This is a genomic window from Amycolatopsis sp. SB7-3, assembly GCF_041021335.1.
GTDB lineage: Bacteria > Actinomycetota > Actinomycetes > Mycobacteriales > Pseudonocardiaceae > Amycolatopsis > Amycolatopsis japonica.
Genome location: NZ_JBFPJQ010000007.1, coordinates 168,919 through 186,678 on the forward strand (window position 1 = coordinate 168,919; position 17,760 = coordinate 186,678).

Here is a 17,760-nt window from a genome sequence, read left to right on the forward strand (position 1 = left end):
GATCCCCGCCTCTCTGCCGCGTGGTTGGACATGTTGCACTCGTGTAAACAGAGATGTCTCGCTTAGACGCCTAAGGGTTCTTTTGTTCTTTGTGGTCACGAGGAGGTGGCGATGGGTGCCCGGGGTTCCTTGGCCCGCCAGCTCCTCGTGTGGCAACTGGTAGTCGTCAGCTGCCTACTGTGCGCGGTCGGCGTGCTGGCCGTCGTCCAGGCGGGGAACAACTTCCGCACGACCGAGGGACGCCGGGCGCTTTCGGTCGCGGAGAGTGTCGCCGCTCAGGGCATTGTGGGCGACCTCGACAACGGCCCGTGGGAGCTGAACGCGCCCGCGGAGACCGCGCGAAGCCTCTCCGGGGTCGATTTCGTCGTGATCGCGGGAGCGGACCGTTATGTGCTCGCGTCACCTGATCCGGGGCAGGTGCGCACGCTGCTCGACCTCGGCGACAGCACCGTCCTCTCTGGACGGTCGTGGGTCGGCGAACTCGACGGCTCGATCGTGGCGCACGTCCCGGTGCTCGACGAGAAGGGCGGCAAGGTGGTCCGCATGGTCGCGGCGGGCTCGAAGTCGCCAGGGTTCTTCGCCGGAGTGCTCGAGTCGCCGGACAACGCCCTGCGCGTGCTGGGAGTCGCGCTGGTGATCGGGGTGAGCGGTTCGCTGCTGCTGGCACAGCGGGTGAAGAACCAGACGCTCGGCCTGGAACCGCACGAGATCACCGCGCTGGTCGAGAACCGGGAGGCGCTCCTGCACGGCATCAAGGAGGGCGTCGTCGGCCTGGATCCGCAGCACCGGATCACCCTGGTGAACGATCAGGCGCGCGCACTGCTGGCGCTGCCGGACGACGTGGTCGGCCGGTCGGTCGAGGACCTCGACCTCAACGAACGCATCCGCGACCTGCTCACCGGCCGCGCGACCGGCGCCGACCAGATCGTGCTGCGGGAGGGGAAGGTGCTCACGCTGAACCGGATGCCGATCGACGTGCGGGGAGCCGTGGTCACCCTGCGGGACCGCACCGATCTGATGACCCTGCGGGACGAACTCGACGCCAGCAGGCACGCCACCGACACGTTGCGGGCGCAGGCGCACGAGTTCAGCAACCGGCTGCACACCATCTCCGGACTGCTGGAACTCGGGGAATACGAAGAGGTTCGCGGCTATGTCAGCCGGATCAGTTCGGCTCAAGGGGAGTGGCGCGCGGAGGTCGGCTCGCGCGTCGGCGACCCGGCGGTGGCGGCGTTGCTGATCGCGAAGGCGTCGCTCGCGGCCGAACGCGGGGTCGGGCTGCGGATGGCCCCGGACAGCGAACTGGACCGCGTCGATGACGCCCTTTCCACGGATTTGGTGACAGTGCTGGGAAATCTCGTCGACAACGCCCTGGACGCGCTGGGTGGTGAACAGGGCTGGATCGAGGTCGGCGTGTGGCAGGAGGAGGACGAAGTGCGGGTGGAGGTCCGTGATTCCGGGCCGGGAGTCGCCCCGGAGATCGCGGAAGAGGTGTTCGAGCACGGGTTCACGACGAAGGCCGCCGCGCACGGCCAGCGCGGTCTCGGGCTCGCGCTGATCCGGCAGGCGTGCGTGCGGCGAGGCGGTTCGGTCGAGGTGCACAACTCCGGCGGCGCGGTGTTCACGGCGAGGTTGCCGCGATGATCAAGGTGCTCGTCGTCGACGACGATTTCATGGTCGCGAAGGTCCACAGTGGATACGTCACGCGTACGGAGGGGTTCGCCGTGGTCGGGGTCGCGCACACCGGTGCCGACGCGATCCGCCTGGCGCGGGAACTGAAACCGGATCTGGTGCTGCTGGACGTCTATCTTCCCGATGTCGACGGGCTTTCGGTGCTGCGGGAACTGCGCGCGACCGAGGACGTCGACGTCATCCTGATCACCGCCGCGACCGACGTGGAAACCGTGCGGCAGGCGATGCGGGGCGGTGTCCTGCACTATCTGATCAAACCGTTCGAGTACGCGTCGCTGCGCGATCAGCTGACCCATTTCGCGTCGTTGCACCGGCGGCTGGACCGCCTCGCCGAGGCCGGGCAGGCCGACGTCGACCAGGTCTTCGGCGCGCGGCCGAGCGCGAAACCCGTGCTGCCCAAGGGACTCACCGCCGAGACCGCGCGACTGGTGGAGAACGCCTTGCGGGGCGCGGACGGCGGGATGTCGGCGAGCCAATGCGCGGAGGCGACCGGTGTCGCGCGAGTGAGCGCGCGCCGGTACCTGGAGCATTTCGTGGCGACGGGGAAGGCCGAGGTGACGCTCAAGTACGGTGGGACGGGACGGCCCGAACGCCGTTATCTCTGGTCGTGACCCCTCCCCGCATTTCGTCCTCTGAATGCGCGACGTCGGCGCGGAGCCCGGCGATCAGGCGGGCGAGGCCGTACTCGAACGAGGCGGCCGGATCCTCGTCGTGGTCGCCCTCGGCGTGCTGCTGTTCGTCGATCGCGCAGCCGAGGGTGTACCGGCTGATCGCGAGGATCGCGTGCGTCGCGTCCTCCTCGGCGAAACCGGCCCGCAGCAACGGTTTGATCAGCGGTGTCATCGCCGACCGGCCGGTCGGGCGGGAGCCGGCGTGCAGGCGGGCGCCGTCCCGGTAGGACAGCAGCGTGGCGCGGATGGTGCGGGCGCGCCGGGCCAGCCACTCGGCCCAGTCGTCCATCGCCGCGGGATCGTCGAGCGGGGCGAGCCGGTCGTCCAGCATCGTTTCGGCCATCTGGTCGAGCAACGCCTGCTTGCTCTTGAAATGCGTGTAGAGCGCGGGACCGCGCACGCCGAGCTTCTCCCCGAGCTTGCGCAGGCTCAACCCGTCCAGCCCGACCTCGTCGAGGAGCTCCAGCGCGGCTCGAACGTAGCCATCCCGTCTCACGACCATGCGCACACCTTCGCCGGTCCGTATCGAAGTTGACAACTCGGCAGTACCTTATCACTGTTAAGAACTTAACGGTGATAAGATCTGCTGGTAGGATGATTGGAAGTCTCGATGGAGAGCCTGGGAGGACGGCCGCGATCTTGACCAGTGGCGGATTCGGCGTCGATGGTCACGTCGACCGTCGCGCCGGTGCCCAAAGAGCGAATTTCCCACGCGATGCCGCTCTTCGCCATGCTGCAACGGATCGGCGGATCCTTCGGGACGTCGGCCCTGACCGCGGTCGTCACCGCGTGGCTCGCCGCCGCTCCCGGATCCGCGCCGAAATGTCCACAAAGGACTGACCGGTGACGGTGGGTTTGTTCCCGTCCGGCGGGCGTGAAGGTTTCCAGTGTCATCCGGGACAGCGGGTGGACAACGCCGTAGGCTCAGGTGAATGAGCACGGCACCCACGTCGGAGCATCCGACGGTCGAAACCCGGCACCAGACCCAGTTGCTCACCCTGTTGCGCGATGAGGGACCGATGTCCCGCGTCGAACTGGGGGAGCGGCTGGAGCTGCCGCGTGCCCGGGTGGGGGCCGAGGTCGCGCGGCTGGCCGAGGTCGGCCTCGTCGAGACCGCGGGTCCGTCGGCGAGCCGCGGTGGCAGGCGGTCCACGTTGGTGCGGCTCGCGGGAGACCTGCGGGTGCTGTCGGTCGACGTCGGCGCGACGTCGGTCGGGGTCGCGCTCACCGACGCTTCGTGCGAGGTGCTGGTGCACACCGTCGAGGACTGCGACGTCCGGCAGGGGCCGCACGCCGTGCTCAAACGCGTCGTCGCGCTGGCGGAGAAGATCCGCGAAGAGGCGCCGGGCAAACTGATCGCCGCCGGGATCGGCCTGCCGGGGCCGGTGAGTTTCGCCGAGGGTATGGCGGTCGCGCCACCGATAATGCCCGGCTGGGACCGGTTCTCCGTGCGCGACCATCTCGGCGGACTGCTGCGCTGCCCGGTCACCGTCGACAACGACGTGAACTCGATGGCGCTCGGAGAACGGCACGCCGGGGTCGCGCGCTCCATCGACGACCTGGTGTTCGTCAAGATCGGTACCGGTATCGGCTGCGGGATCGTGCTGGGCGGCAAGGTGTACCGCGGCGTCGCCGGCACCGCGGGCGACATCGGGCACATCCGCCTCGACGACTACGGGCCGACCTGCGCCTGCGGTGAGACGGGCTGCCTCGAGGCGTACTTCGGCGGCGCCGCGCTCGCCCGCGACGGGCTGACGCTCGCGCGCAGCGGCCGGTCGACGTACCTCGCCGACGTCGTCGCGGCCCGCGGCGCGATCACCGCGCAGGACGTCGGCCGCGCGGCGGCGTCGGGCGACTTCGGCGCGGTCAACCTGATCCGCGACGGCGGGCGGCGGCTCGGCCAGGTGGTCGCGTCGCTGGTGAGTTTCGTGAACCCCGGCATGGTCGTGATCGGCGGCGGCGTGGCGCAGCTCGGGCATCAGCTGCTCGCCGAGATCCGCAGCTCGGTCTACCGGCGGTCGCTGCCCCTCGCGACCGGGAACCTGCCGATCGTGCTGTCCGAGCTGGGGGACACCGCGGGGGTCATCGGGGCCGCCTGGTCCGCCACGGACCGGGCCTTCACGCTCAGTAGCTGAGAAGCCGGGCCGCCGCGGTTCCGGATGTCATGAAAGGGCCGTTCAGGACAAATTACGTCCTGAACGGCCCTTTCATGACATCTGGGCCGGAGCGTTGGGTGAGCATCCGGCGGCACGTTGGGCACTCACCTGATTCCGATTAGTAACGTCAAGATCGTACAGACTTTCGCTCGAAAAGTGCGAAAGTCTGCGCGGTTTGGGACGGCTAATCGGGTGACGGCGGGCTTTAGTCGACATTTCTGTCCTGTTGTCACCTTGACGGGTGACGGGCACCACCCTACTTTCGCTGGCTAAGTAACAAAGTTTGTTACGGCCGATTCGTAAGTGGGGACTGTGTGGCGGTGACGGAATCCGGGCGGCTCGACCCAGTCAGCCCCCGTACGGCGAACCTCGCCGCGCTGCTGCGGGCGTTGCGCGAGGGGCCGCTCTCGCGCACCCAGCTCGCGGCACGCTGCGGGCTCACCAAGGCGGCCGTCTCCGGGTTGATCACCGAGCTGTCCGAACGCGGTCTCGTCCGCTCCGCCGGACTCCAGGGTGGCGGCAACGGCAGGCCCAGCCAGCTGGTCGAGCTGAACGGCGGCAGCGCGTGCGGGCTCGCGCTCAGCGTCGAGGCCGACCGTTTCGCCGCCGTCGTCACGAACCTCGACGGCCGCGTGGTCGCCGAGCGGACCGAGACGGCCGACGTCGCCGCGCTCGGGCTGCACCGGAGCATGGACGAACTCGCCTTCCTCGCCCGGACCGTGCTGCTGGACGGCAGGCCGGTCGGGGTCACCGTCTCGGTGCCCGGCCTGGTCGATTCGGCCGCCGCCGTCCTCCGGTTCGCGCCGACCCTGCGCTGGCGCGACGCCGAGATCGCCGATCTCCTCGCCGCCCGGCTCGGCCTGCCGGTCGAGGCCATCACGGTCGACAACGAGGCCAACCTCGGCGCGGTCGGCGAGGCCGTCGCCGGGGCCGGAAAAGGCGTGCGGGAGCTCTTCTACCTCAGCGGCGGCACGGGGGTCGGCGGCGGGCTCGTGTCCGGTGGCGCGATTTTGCGCGGTGCCAGGGGTTTCGCGGGCGAGGTCGGGCACATCACCGTCGACCCGTCGGGCGAGCAGTGCCCCTGCGGCCGGGTCGGCTGCCTGGAGACCAAGGCCGGGCTCAACGCCGTCCTGCGCGGCGCCGCCTCGCCGGGCGACCCGCTGCACGATCCCGCGCTCGGCGTCGACGGCCGGGTCGGGCTGCTCAAGCACCGCGTGCAGCGCGGTGACCAGCGCGCGGTCGCGGCCGTCTCGGAACTCGGGGTCGCGCTCGGCATCGCGGTGTCCACCGTGGTCGACGTACTCGACCCGGACCTCGTCGTGCTCGGCGGCTACTTCGCCGAACTGGGCGAGTGGCTGGTCGAGCCGGTGCGCCGCGAACTGTCCGCGCGTCCGCTCGGGCACGAGCCCGCTTGCCGCGTCGAGCCGTCGCCGCTGGGCACCACCGCCCCGCTACGTGGCGCCGCACATCTCGCCACCGAACGGCTTTTCGCCGATCCGACGCTAGTTCCCACCACGGCCGAGGAGGCTCCGGCATGACCCTGCTATCCGTCCGGGGGATCGTGAAGACGTTCCCCGGGGTGCGTGCGCTGGACGGGGTCGACTTCGACGTCGAACCCGGCGAGGTGCACTGTCTGCTCGGCCAGAACGGCGCGGGCAAGTCCACGCTGATCAAGACGCTCGCCGGAGCCCACCGGCCCGACGGTGGCGAGATCTTCTGGCAGGGCGAGCCGGTCACGCTGCCCTCGCCGGTCGCCGCGCTGAAGATCGGCATCGCGACCATGTACCAGGAACTCGACCTGGTGCCCGGGCTTTCCGTGGCGGACAACATCTTCCTCGGCCGCGAGCGGGCGAAGTTCGGGTTCACGCGGATCAGCGAGTCCCGGAACAAGGCCGCGAAACTGATGGCGCGGCTGGGGCATCCCGAGATCGCGCCGTCGACCGAGGTCGGCAAGTTGTCCGCCGCCGGTCAGCAGCTGGTCTCGATGGCGCGGGCGCTCGCCTACGACGCGAAGCTGCTGGTGATGGACGAGCCCACCGCGGCGCTGGCCGGCGAAGAGGTCGACAACCTGTTCCGCATCGTCGGCGAGCTGACCGCCGAAGGTGTCGCGATCGTCTACATCTCCCACCGGCTCGAAGAACTGCGCCGGATCGGCCACCGCGTCACCGTGCTCAAGGACGGCAAGACCGTCTCCACCGGCCTCGACGCCAAGGAGACACCGACCTCCGACCTCGTCGCGCTGATGGCGGGCCGCAAGGTCGAAACCGTCTTCGGTCCGCGCCACCAGGAACACGTCGACCCGGACAACGAGGTCCTCAAGGTCGAGAACCTGACCACCGTCGGCGAGTTCGAGAACGTGAACTTCACCGTGCACGCCGGGGAGGTCGTCGGGATCGCGGGCCTCGTCGGTTCGGGCCGAAGCGAGCTGCTGGAGACGATCTTCGGTGCGCGCAAACAGGACACGGGTTCGGTGTCGGTCGACGGCGAACCCGTCCGGCCGGGCAGTGTGTCCGCGGCGGTCAAGGCCGGGATCGGGCTGGCGCCCGAGGAACGCAAGAGCCAGGGACTGCTGCTGGACCTGCCCGTCGTGCACAACGTGACCCTGGCGAGCCTGAGCAAGTACGCGACGTTCGGGTTCACCGAACGGGGCAGGGAACTCGACGACGCCGGGGAAAGCCTGCGGCGTCTCGATCTCCGGCCCGCCGACCCGCACCGGATCATCCGCACGCTGTCCGGCGGCAATCAGCAGAAGGCGGTGCTGGCGCGCTGGCTGGTCCGCGGCTGCCGGGTCCTGCTGCTGGACGAGCCGACGCGCGGGGTCGACGTCGGCGCGCGGGCGGAGCTGTACCGGCTGATCGAGGAACTGGCCGCGACCGGGGTCGCGATCGTGCTCGTCAGCAGCGAGATCCCCGAGGTACTCGGCCTGTCCGACCGGGTGCTGGTGCTGCGTGAAGGACGTGTCCTGGCTGAAAAGCCGTCCGCGGAGCTGACAGAGGCGGAAGTGCTCGACGTGATTCTCGAAGGGAGTGCGGCGTGACCGACCAAGCCGAATCGGTGCGTACGGAGAGCGCCGTGGAACCTTTGCCCCCCAAGAAGACAGGGTTCAAATTCACCGCCGATCCCCGGCTGCTCGGGCTGACCGGGGTGCTGGTGATCCTGTGCATCGTCGGCCAGGTGACCAGGCCCGACCAGTTCTTCACCGACGGCAACATCTCGACGATCCTGCGGCTCGCCGCGGCCATCGGGGTGGTCAGCGTCGGGATGACGTTCGTGATCATCGCCGGTGGCATCGACCTCTCGGTCGGGTCGATCGTGGCGCTGTCCAGTGTCTGGCTGACCACGTTGGCCACCCAGTCCTACGGCCCGTTCGTGATGATCCTTTGTGGACTCCTGGTCGGCCTCGGCTGCGGGCTGATCAACGGGATCCTGGTCTCCTACGGGAAGATCGTGCCGTTCATCGCCACACTGGCGATGTACGTCTCCGCCCGCGGCCTCGCGGAACGCATCAGCGGCCGCCGCACGCAGGTGGTGTCCGAAGCGGGATTCCTGGACTTCTTCCGGGGTGACCTGCTCGGCATCCCGGTGCTGATCTGGATGTTCGCGCTGGTGTTCGCGATCGGCTGGGTGGTGCTGAACCGCACCACGTTCGGCCGCCGCACCTTCGCCGTCGGCGGCAACGCCGAGGCGTCGCGGCTGGCGGGCATCAACGTCAAGCGGCACACCGCGCTCGTCTACGGCGTCGCCGGGCTGTGCTGCGGTATCGCCGCGTTGATGGTCGTCGCCCGCACCACCGCGGGCGCCTCGACCAACGGCATGCTCTACGAGCTCGACGCCATCGCGGCGGTCGTCATCGGCGGCACCCTGCTCACCGGTGGCCGCGGCTCGCTCATCGGCACCCTGATCGGCGTGCTGATCTTCACCGTGCTGTCCAACATCTTCACGCTCAACAACCTGGACACCGACATCCAGAACATCGCCAAGGGCGTGATCATCGTCCTGGCCGCGCTGCTGCAGTTCCGCTCCGTGAAAAAGACAAAGACGAGCACTTGATCACCGTGGATGGAGAGTCGTCATGACCGAACAATCCCTGCACCGCCGCCGTTTCCTGCTGGGAGGCGCGGCCGTCGGAGCGGGTGCGCTGCTGACCGCGTGCACCTCGAACGAGGCACCGGCGCAGAACAACGCGGCCAACGTGGCCAACGCCGGGGCGAACTCGCAGCCCGGAACCCCCGTCACCATCGGATTCTCGGCGCCTGCCGCGGACCACGGCTGGATGGCGGCCATCACCAAGAACGCCCGCGCGCAGGCGCAGAAGTTCAGTGAGGTCACGCTCAACGCGACCGAGGGCACCAACGACGTCAACCAGCAGATCTCCCAGGTGGAGACCTTGATCAACGCCAAGGTCAACGTCCTGGTGATCCTGCCGTTCGACGGCAAGGCGCTGACCGCGGTCGGCCAGCAGGCGATGGACGCCGGGATCCAGGTGATCAACCTGGACCGAGTCTTCGACACCCCGCTGGCATACCGCACCTGGATCGGCGGCGACAACTACCGCATGGGTGTCAACGCCGGCAACTACATCGCCCAGCAGATGAAGGCGAAGAACATCGCCAACCCGGTCATCGGCGAGGTCGCGGGCATCGACTCGCTGCCGCTGACCCAGGAACGCAGCAAGGGCTTCAAGGACGCCTTGACCCGTCAGGGTTTCACGGTGGGCCCGCGGGTCTCGGCGCAGTTCACCCCGGAGTCGGGCGAGCAGCAGACCTCGAACCTGTTGCAGTCGGCGTCCAAATTGGACGCTCTGTGGAACCACGACGACGACCAGGGGGTCGGTGTCATCGCGGCGATCAACAACGCCAACCGCAAGAACTTCCTGATGGTCGGCGGCGCGGGGTCGAAGAACGCGATGAACCTGATCAAGTCCGACGCCGAACCGCTGAAGGCGACGGTGCTCTACAGCCCGTCGATGGCGTCCTCGGCGATCTCCCTCGCCCGCCTGCTCGGCCAGGGCAAGGGCGCCGGCGACTTCGCAGAGCACGAGATCCCCGCCGAGATCACCACGTACTCCGCGGTGGTCACCAAGGAGAACGTCGACAAGTACATGGACGTCGGCTTCGACTCGTAAGACCCGCGTACCCGACACGCAAGCGGAGACATAGGAGGGGTATTGAGCACGGCAACGGAAACGATCGGGATCGGCATGGTGGGCCACGCGTTCATGGGTGCGGTGCATTCGCACGCGTGGCGCAGCGTGCACCGGTTCTTCACGCCACCGCTGATCCCGCGACTCGCCGTGCTCGGCGGCCGTGACGAGGGGCGGGCGAAGGCCGCGGCGGAACGGTTCGGCTGGGAAGACGTCGAGACGGACTGGCGCGCGCTGATCGCCCGCGACGACGTCGACCTGGTCGACATCTGCACACCGGGCGACAGCCACGCCGAGATCGCGATCGCCGCGCTCGAAGCGGGCAAGCACGTGCTGTGCGAGAAACCGCTGGCCAACACCCTCGCCGAGGCCGAAGCGATGGCTGAGGCGGCGGCGAAGGCACGGGCCAACGGCGTCCGGTCCATGGTGGCGTTCAACTACCGCCGGGTGCCCGCGCTCGCGCACGCCAGGAAACTGGTCGCGAGCGGGGCGCTCGGCGAGATCCGCCACGTGCGGTCGGTCTACCTGCAGGACTGGCTGTCCGACGCCCAGGCGCCGATGACCTGGCGGCTGCACAAGGACAAGGCGGGCTCCGGCGCGCTGGGCGACCTCGGCGCGCACATCGTCGACGCCGCCCAGTTCGTCACCGGCGACACGATCACCGGGGTTTCCGCGCTGACCAACACCTTCGTCAAGGAGCGGCCGGACGGCGACGGCGGCACCGGGCGGGTCACGGTCGACGACACCGCGCTGTTCCTCGGCCGGTTCACCGGCGGCGCGGTGGCGAGTTTCGAGGCGACCCGGTTCGCGCTGGGCCGCAAGAACGCGATGCGGCTGGAGATCAACGGGTCGAAGGCGAGCCTCGCGTTCGACTTCGAGTCGATGAACGAACTGTCCTTCTTCGACGGTGGCCAGCCGCCCACCGAGGCCGGGTTCCGCCGGATCCTGGTCACCGAACCCGAGCACCCGTACGTCGGGGTGTGGTGGCCGCCGGGCCATCTGCTCGGCTACGAGCACACCTTCACCAACGAGGTCGCCGATCTGCTCACCGCGATCGGCGAAGGCAAGGATCCCGAACCGTCCTTCGAGGACGGATTGAGGGTTCAGCAGGTCTTGGACGCGGTCGAGCGCAGCGCGTCCGACGAGGCGCGATGGACCACTGTGCCCGGAGTCACCGTGAAGGGGAGTAACTGAGGAGTAGATCCAGCCGAAAGTCGCATGACGGCTATCACTGCGACTTGGTTCGATCCGAAACATCCGACCATCGGAGGTTGGGGTTCTCGGGTTCTTGAAAGGTGGAGAAATGCCTGCTCACGAGCGTACGGGCATCTGGTTGATCGGGGCGAGGGGGTCTGTCGCCACTACCGCGGCGGTCGGGCTCCTCGCGCTCCGCGCGGGGGTGGCCGGCGGTGGCGGCTGTGTCACCGAGCTGCCCGCGTTCGCCGGGGTTCCGTTGCCGGGCTGGGACGATCTGGTCCTCGGCGGGCACGACATCGTGCACACCCCGCTGGAGAAGCGCGCCGAACAGCTGGCGCACGCCGGTGTCTTCGGGCACTCGGTGTTCTCCGCGGTCCGGTCCGGACTGGCCGAGGTGGACGCCGAGATCCGCGACGGCTACCACCCGGCGACGCACACCGGTGCCCAGGCCGACGCGGCCGCCCGGCTCACGGCGGACATCCGGTCTTTCGCCGACCGGCACGACCTCGCGCGGGTCGTGGTGGTCAACGTGTCCTCCACCGAGGCTCCGTGCCCCCACCTGCCCGAACACGACGACCTCGACGCGCTCGAGGCGGCGCTCGCCGATCCGGCGCGGGCGGTGCTCCCGTCGAGCTCCCTCTCGGCCTACGCGGCCTTGAAGGCGGGAAGCCCGTACGTCGAGTTCACGCCGTCCGCGGGGATCACCCTGCCCGCGCTGCGGAAGCTCGCCGAGCGGGAAGGCCTGCCGTACGCGGGCTGCGACGGCAAGACGGGCGAGACGCTGCTGCGCACCGTCCTCGCGCCGATGTTCAGCGCGCGGGCGCTGAAGGTCCGCTCCTGGGCGGGTACCAACCTGTTGGGCGGTGGCGACGGTGAGACGCTCGCCGACCCGGTGACCGCGAACAGCAAGCTGGAATCCAAGGCACGCGGGCTCGCGGCGCTGCTCGGCGAGGACGTCACGGCGCCGCTGCACATCGACAACGTGCCCGACCTCGGCGAGATCAAGACCGCGTGGGACCACGTGTCGTTCGAGGGTTTCCTCGGCGCGCGCATGAGCCTGCAGTTCACCTGGACCGGCTACGACTCCGCGCTCGCGGCGCCGCTGATCCTGGATCTGGCCCGCTTCGTCACCGCGGCGCACGCCGCCGGCCAGAGTGGCGCGCTGACCGAACTCGGCTTCTTCTTCAAGGATCCGCTGGGCAGCGACGAACACCGCTTCGCCGAGCAGACCGCCCGCCTGGTCACCTGGGCGGCCGACCTGTGAAGGCCTATGTGGAACTCGTCCGGGCGCCCGCGGCGCTGACGGTGCTCGGCGACACGGTCGCCGGATCCGCCGCCGCGGGGCTCAAGATGACCGGACGGCGGCTGCTGCTGCCGCTGTCCTCGGTCGCCTTCTACTGGGCCGGGATGGCCCTCAACGACTGGGCGGACCGGAACCTCGACGCCGTGGAGCGGCCCGAGCGCCCGATCCCGTCCGGGCGGGTGAGCGCGGGCGCGGCGCTCACCACCGGTGCCGCGCTGACCGCCGCCGGACTCGGCCTGGCCGCGCTCGGCGGCGGCCGCCGGGCGATGCGCGTCGCGGTCCCGCTCGCGGCGTCGGTGTGGGCCTACGACACCGTGCTCAAACCGACCCCGGCCGGACCGGTGGCGATGGCGGCGTGCCGCACGCTCGACGTCCTGCTGGGTGCCGGTGATTCGCCGAAGAAGGCAGCCACGGCCGCGGCGGCGGTGGGCGTCCACACGCTCGGCGTCACCGCGCTCTCCACCGGCGAGGTCCACGGGGCGAACCCGGCGACCGCCCGGGCGGCCTTGGCCACCAGCTGCGCGGCGACAACGTTGGCATTGACCGGACCGGCCCGTGGGGGCTGGCATCGCGCCGCCTCGATGGCCGCCGGTTCGGGCTACGCGGGCCTGGTCGGCCGGGCGCAGGCGGACGCCGTCCGCGACCCGTCGGCGAAATCCGTGCGGTCGGCGACCAAGAACGGCATCCACGGCATGGTCCCGCTGCAGGCGGCGGTCACGGCCAAGGGCTCGGTACTGGGGGCGGCGCTGGTCGCGGCCGCGCTGCCGATCGCCCGCAAGCTGTCGAGGAAGGTGAGCCCCACATGACGTTTTCCCTCGGATACGGCACCAACGGCTTCTCCAACCACCGCCTCGACGACGCGCTCGCGGTGATCGCCGACCTCGGCTACACCGGGGTGGCGCTGACGCTGGACCACGATCACCTCGACCCGTTCGCCGACGATCTGGCGCGGCAGGTCGACCACGTGGCTTCCCGGCTTTCGTCGCTCGGCCTGAACCGGGTCGTCATCGAGACCGGCGCGCGCTACCTGCTCGACCCGTGGCGCAAGCACTCGCCGACGCTGCTTTCGGACGACCCCGCGTTGCGGATCGACTTCCTGGCGCGAGCTTTGCAAATCGCCGGGGACCTCGGTGCGGATTGCGTGTCGTTCTGGTCCGGCGTGTCCACTGTGGACAAGGATCTGGCCTGGTCGCGGTTGCGTGAAGGGGTCGCGGCGGTCCTGGAGCACGCCGCGCGGCTGAACGTGCGGCTGGCGATGGAACCCGAGCCGGGCCACCTCGTGCAGCATCTGGACCAGGTCCTCGACCTGCGCAAGGAACTCGGCGAGCCGGACCTCTTCGGGGTCACGCTCGACGTCGGGCACTGTGTCGCCGTCGAGCCGGTGAACGCGGCCGAATGCGTCCGCCTCGCCGGTCCGCTGCTGTGGAACGTCCAGCTGGACGACATGCTGCCGAGGGTCCACGAGCATCTGGAGTTCGGCGACGGGCATCTGGATCTGCCGGGGACGCTCGCCGCGCTGGCGGAGATCGGCTACACCGGGCTGGCCGCGGTCGAACTGCCGCGGCACAGCCACGCCGCGCCGGACACCGCGCGGCGGGCCTTCGAGGCGCTCACCGCGGCGATGCCGCAGACGTGGCAGACCAAGGCGGAACGCCGGATCCGGGAGAAGCCGTCGGTGATCGGCTCGATCTTCCCGGCCGTCGGCCGCGAGGTCGGTCGTGAGGCGCTGCGCCCGGACGTCGATCCGCAGGGCCTGGTCCACGGCACGGTCGACGACCGGGCACGGGTCCGGCTCGTGTCGGTGCTGGCCGAAGTCCTCGACGACGCGGCGCTGGCCGCGGAACTGCGCGATCTCTACCGCTACGGCGACGACGCCGAGCGGCGCGGGGTCCTGCGGGCACTCTCCGCGCTGGAGTCGCCGGGCGCCGAAGTCACCGATGCCGGGATCAAGCTGGTCGAGGACGCCTTGCGCGCCAACGACATCAGGCTGGTCGCCGCCGCCATGGGTGCCTTCGCCCGGTTCCTGGACGACCACACGTGGCGCCACGGCGTCCTCAAATGCGTCTTCGTCGGTGTGCCGCTGGCCGCCGTCGCGGACCTCACTTCCCGCGCGGACGACGAGCTGCGGAGAATGCTCGCCGATTTCGCCGACGAACGCAGGGCGGCCGGACGTGACGTACCCGCCGACGCCCTCGAACTCCTCAAGGAGAACTGAGCCAGTGCGTATCTTCGATCCCCACATCCACATGTCCTCCCGGACCACCGACGACTACGAAGCCATGTACGCGGCCGGTGTCCGCGCGCTGGTCGAGCCCGCGTTCTGGCTGGGGCAACCGCGTACCAGCGTCGGCTCGTACACCGACTACTTCGACGCGCTCATCGGCTGGGAACGGTTCCGCGCCGCGCAGTTCGGCATCCGGCACCACTGCACGATCGCGCTGAACCCCAAGGAGGCCAACGACCCCCGCTGCCGCGAGGTGCTCGACGTGCTCCCGCGATACCTGGCGAAGGACGGCGTGGTCGCGGTCGGCGAGGTCGGCTACGACTCGATGACCAAGGAAGAGGACGAGGTCTTCGCCCAGCAGCTGGCGATGGCGCTGGAACACGACCTCCCCGTCCTGGTGCACACCCCGCACCGCGACAAGCTGGAAGGCACCAAGCGCACGCTCGACGTCGTGCGCGAGGCCGGCGTCGCGCCGGAGCGCGTGGTCGTCGACCACCTCAACGAGGTCACCGTCAAGCTGGTCAAGGATTCCGGCGCCTGGATGGGTTTCTCCATCTACCCGGACACCAAGATGGACGAGCACCGGATGGTCGAGATCCTGCGCCAGTACGGACTGGACCAGATGATCGTCAACTCGGCCGCCGACTGGGGCCGGTCCGATCCGCTGAAAACCGCCAAGACCGGGCAGGCGATGCTCGACGGCGGGTTCACCGAGGCCGACGTCGACAAGGTGCTGTGGCAGAACCCGGTCGACTTCTACGGGCTCAGCGGCAGGCTCACCCTCGACCCGCTGCCGGGGTTCACCGGCGAGGCCGTGACGTTCGAGGGCAACTCGGTGCTGCGGGGTGCCCGCAAATGATCTCCTACTGTACGAACGTCCACCCGGCCGAGGACGTCGACGGCATCGTCGCGCAGCTGGAGCGGTACGCGCTCCCGGTGCGTGAGCGGCTGGGCGCCGACCGGCTCGGCGTCGGGCTGTGGCTTTCCGCGCCGGTCGCGCGCGGGCTCGCCGAAGACGCCGGGGCGCGCAAGCGTTTCCGTGCCGAACTCGACGCCCGCGGGCTGTCGGTGTACACGCTCAACGCCTTCCCGTACGGCGGCTTCCACGACGACGTCGTCAAGCACTCGGTCTACAGTCCTGAGTGGACACACCCGGACCGGGTCGCCTACACGATCGACTGTGTGAACGTGCTTTCCGACCTTCTCGCCGAGGATGCTTCTTACGGCAGCATATCCACGCTGCCGTTGGCTTGGCGTGAACCGTGGGGCGAACAGGACGATCGCCGGGCGACCGAAGCCTTCGCCGAGGTCGTCCGCGCGATCGGTGACCGGCCGATCAAACTGGCCGTCGAACCCGAACCCGGCTGCGTGCTCGACACCGTGGCCGACGCGCTGGGCTGGCTGTCCGGCCGCGTCGATCCGGAGTACGTCGGGCTGTGCCTGGACACCTGTCATCTCGCGGTGTCGTTCGCCGATCCGGCGGAGACGCTTCGGGCGATCGCCGAGTCCGATGTGGACATCGTGAAGGTGCAGGCTTCCGCCGCGTTGCACGTCGAGGATCCTGCCGAAGCCCGTGACGCGCTCGCCGCGTTCGCGGAACCGCGATACCTGCACCAGGTCCGCGAGTTTTCGGGTGGTGTCGTGCGCAAGGCCGACGACCTGCCCGAGGCGTGGACCGACCTGCCGGGGGAGGGGCCGTGGCGCGTGCACTTCCACATGCCGCTGCACCAGGCGCCTGCCGCGCCGCTGTCCACCACGACCGACGTCCTGCGCACCGTCGCCGCCGAGCTGCCCGGCGAACCGCATATCGAAGTCGAGACCTACACCTGGAGCGTGCTCCCGGACGCGGGTGACCTCGTCGGCGGAATCGCCGCGGAACTCGAATGGGCACAGGCGAACCTCGTCAAGGAAGGGGCGTCCGCGTGAAACCCTTGGTCGTCATCGACGTCGTGGGGCTGACCCCGAAGGCGTTGCGGGACATGCCGAAACTGTCCGCCGTCGCCCGCGACGGCTGGCAGGCCGAACTGGGCACCGTGCTGCCCGCGGTCACCTGCAGCGCGCAGTCGACGTTCCTCACCGGGCTCATGCCCGCGCAGCACGGGATCGTCGGCAACGGCTGGTACTTCCGCGAACTGGGCGAGATCTTCCTGTGGCGCCAGCACAACCGGCTCGTCGGCGGCGAGAAGCTGTGGGAGACCGCGAGGGCGGCGCACCCCGGCTACACGTCGGCGAACGTGTGCTGGTGGTACGCGATGGGGATGAGCACCGACGTCACGGTGACCCCGCGGCCGATCTACCACGCCGACGGCCGCAAGTCGCCGGACGCCTACGTGCGCCCGCCCGAACTGCACGACCAGCTGACCGGCGCGCTGGGGGAGTTCCCGCTCTTCCAGTACTGGGGCCCGACGGCGTCGCTCAAGTCGAGCAAGTGGGTCATCGGGGCATCGCGGCAGATCCTGCGGGAGAAGCGACCGGATCTGCTGCTGACCTACGTCCCGCACCTGGACTACGACTTGCAGCGCTTCGGCCCCGACGCACCGCAGGCACGGCAGGCCGCGCGGGAACTGGACAACGCGCTCGCGCCGCTGCTCGACGACGCCCGCAACGCCGGGGCGACCGTGGTCGCGCTCAGCGAGTACGGGATCACCAACGTGCACCGGCCGGTCGACATCAACCGGGCACTGCGGCGCGAGGGGCTGCTGGAGGTCTACACCCAGGCGGGCATGGAGTACCTCGACCCGTGGGCGTCGCGCGCGTTCGCCGTCGCCGACCACCAGGTCGCGCACGTCTACGTCCGCGACTCCGCCGATCTGGAGCGGGTGCGTTCGATCGTCGGCGAGCTGACCGGCGTCGACGAGGTCCTCGACCGTGAGGCGCAGGCCAAGTACGGGATCGACCACGAACGCGCGGGCGAACTCGTCGCGGTCGCCGAGCCGGACTCGTGGTTCACCTACTACTACTGGCTCGACGACGCACGGAAGCCCGACTTCGCGCGCGGCGTCGAGATCCACCGCAAACCGGGTTACGACCCCGCCGAGCTGTTCTTCGACCCGGAGGACAAGTTCGCCAAGGCGCGGGCCGGGCTCAACCTGGCGAAGAAGTTCGCCGGGCTCCGATACGCGATGGACGTCGTCCCGACCGATCCGCGCTGGGTGCGCGGCTCGCACGGACGGCTGCCGGATTCCGCAGAGGACGGTCCGGTGTTGCTCTGTTCGGATCCGGCCTTCCAGCCGTCCGGCCGTGTGGGGGCCACCGACGTGCACCCGCTGCTGTTGTCGCTGCAGGGACTGAAGTAGAGGAGGTCCTCGGTCCAGTGGGTCGTGAGTGGTAAGTGACGTTCTAACGACACTTACCACTCACGACCAACGCAAGTC

At 69.5% G+C, this 17,760-nt stretch carries 16 protein-coding genes; 15 read left to right on the plus strand and 1 reads right to left on the minus strand.

The genetic code is table 11. The features are described 5' to 3' along the window. Positions 1-111 precede the first annotated feature (111 nt). Together AB8M46_RS35640 and AB8M46_RS35645 are read left to right on the plus strand one after the other, a co-directional pair. Positions 112-1,644 carry an ATP-binding protein gene (locus AB8M46_RS35640; RefSeq protein WP_394363034.1) on the plus strand — a complete coding sequence of 511 codons (1,533 nt, stop codon included), beginning with the start codon at positions 112-114 and terminating at the stop codon, positions 1,642-1,644. Further along, a complete protein-coding gene (locus AB8M46_RS35645) occupies positions 1,641-2,303 on the plus strand; it encodes a response regulator (RefSeq protein WP_037346196.1) in 663 nt (220 codons plus the stop codon). Before AB8M46_RS35640 ends, AB8M46_RS35645 begins: the two co-directional genes overlap by 4 nt. On the opposite strand, the gene AB8M46_RS35650 is transcribed toward AB8M46_RS35645, so the two are convergent. Beyond that, positions 2,254-2,865, minus strand: a complete 612-nt coding sequence (locus tag AB8M46_RS35650; RefSeq protein WP_394363035.1) for a TetR/AcrR family transcriptional regulator C-terminal domain-containing protein — start codon at positions 2,863-2,865, stop codon at positions 2,254-2,256. The genes AB8M46_RS35645 and AB8M46_RS35650 overlap by 50 nt on opposite strands. Before the next feature lie 186 nt (positions 2,866-3,051). On the opposite strand from AB8M46_RS35650, the gene AB8M46_RS35655 reads away from it, so the two are divergent. The 13 genes from AB8M46_RS35655 (at position 3,052) to AB8M46_RS35715 (ending at position 17,682) form a co-directional block, all read left to right on the plus strand. After that, positions 3,052-3,210, plus strand: coding sequence for a hypothetical protein (locus AB8M46_RS35655; RefSeq protein ID WP_394363036.1), 159 nt, complete (start codon positions 3,052-3,054; stop codon positions 3,208-3,210). Positions 3,211-3,295: 85 nt separating this feature from the next. Then, positions 3,296-4,498, plus strand: coding sequence for an ROK family transcriptional regulator (locus AB8M46_RS35660; RefSeq protein WP_016331776.1), 1,203 nt, complete (start codon positions 3,296-3,298; stop codon positions 4,496-4,498). Between the two features lie 341 nt (positions 4,499-4,839). Continuing rightward, positions 4,840-6,057, plus strand: a complete 1,218-nt coding sequence (locus AB8M46_RS35665; RefSeq protein WP_394363037.1) for an ROK family protein — start codon at positions 4,840-4,842, stop codon at positions 6,055-6,057. Further along, on the plus strand, positions 6,054-7,556 hold the full coding sequence (locus tag AB8M46_RS35670) for a sugar ABC transporter ATP-binding protein (protein ID WP_016331778.1): 1,503 nt from the start codon (positions 6,054-6,056) through the stop codon (positions 7,554-7,556). The genes AB8M46_RS35665 and AB8M46_RS35670 overlap by 4 nt, the downstream gene beginning before the upstream one ends. Before the next feature lie 35 nt (positions 7,557-7,591). After that, positions 7,592-8,569 carry an ABC transporter permease gene (locus tag AB8M46_RS35675; protein WP_228694672.1) on the plus strand — a complete coding sequence of 326 codons (978 nt, stop codon included), beginning with the start codon at positions 7,592-7,594 and terminating at the stop codon, positions 8,567-8,569. 22 nt (positions 8,570-8,591) lie between these two features. Then, entirely contained in the window at positions 8,592-9,644 is a 1,053-nt protein-coding gene (locus tag AB8M46_RS35680; protein WP_016331780.1) for a substrate-binding domain-containing protein, read from the plus strand. 42 nt (positions 9,645-9,686) lie between these two features. Next, a complete protein-coding gene (locus AB8M46_RS35685) occupies positions 9,687-10,856 on the plus strand; it encodes a Gfo/Idh/MocA family protein (RefSeq protein WP_394363038.1) in 1,170 nt (389 codons plus the stop codon). A gap of 109 nt (positions 10,857-10,965) precedes the next feature. Then, positions 10,966-12,123 (plus strand): inositol-3-phosphate synthase, encoded by a 1,158-nt coding sequence (locus AB8M46_RS35690; RefSeq protein WP_037346212.1) that lies wholly within the window; start codon positions 10,966-10,968, stop codon positions 12,121-12,123. Further along, positions 12,120-12,968, plus strand: a complete 849-nt coding sequence (locus AB8M46_RS35695; RefSeq protein WP_378424563.1) for an SCO3242 family prenyltransferase — start codon at positions 12,120-12,122, stop codon at positions 12,966-12,968. The genes AB8M46_RS35690 and AB8M46_RS35695 overlap by 4 nt, the downstream gene beginning before the upstream one ends. Continuing rightward, complete coding sequence (locus AB8M46_RS35700) at positions 12,965-14,377, plus strand: EboA domain-containing protein (RefSeq protein ID WP_394363039.1); 1,413 nt, start codon at positions 12,965-12,967, stop codon at positions 14,375-14,377. Before AB8M46_RS35695 ends, AB8M46_RS35700 begins: the two co-directional genes overlap by 4 nt. Positions 14,378-14,381: 4 nt before the next feature. After that, positions 14,382-15,245: a TatD family hydrolase gene (locus AB8M46_RS35705; RefSeq protein ID WP_037346221.1), complete on the plus strand. Its 864-nt coding sequence runs from the start codon at positions 14,382-14,384 to the stop codon at positions 15,243-15,245. Further along, the gene (gene eboE / locus AB8M46_RS35710; RefSeq protein ID WP_394363040.1) at positions 15,242-16,312 is read left to right on the plus strand and encodes a metabolite traffic protein EboE; all 1,071 of its coding nucleotides are present in this window, start codon (positions 15,242-15,244) and stop codon (positions 16,310-16,312) included. The genes AB8M46_RS35705 and eboE overlap by 4 nt, the downstream gene beginning before the upstream one ends. After that, positions 16,309-17,682 (plus strand): alkaline phosphatase family protein, encoded by a 1,374-nt coding sequence (locus AB8M46_RS35715; protein ID WP_125735676.1) that lies wholly within the window; start codon positions 16,309-16,311, stop codon positions 17,680-17,682. The genes eboE and AB8M46_RS35715 overlap by 4 nt, the downstream gene beginning before the upstream one ends. The last annotated feature ends 78 nt before the right edge of the window (positions 17,683-17,760 follow it).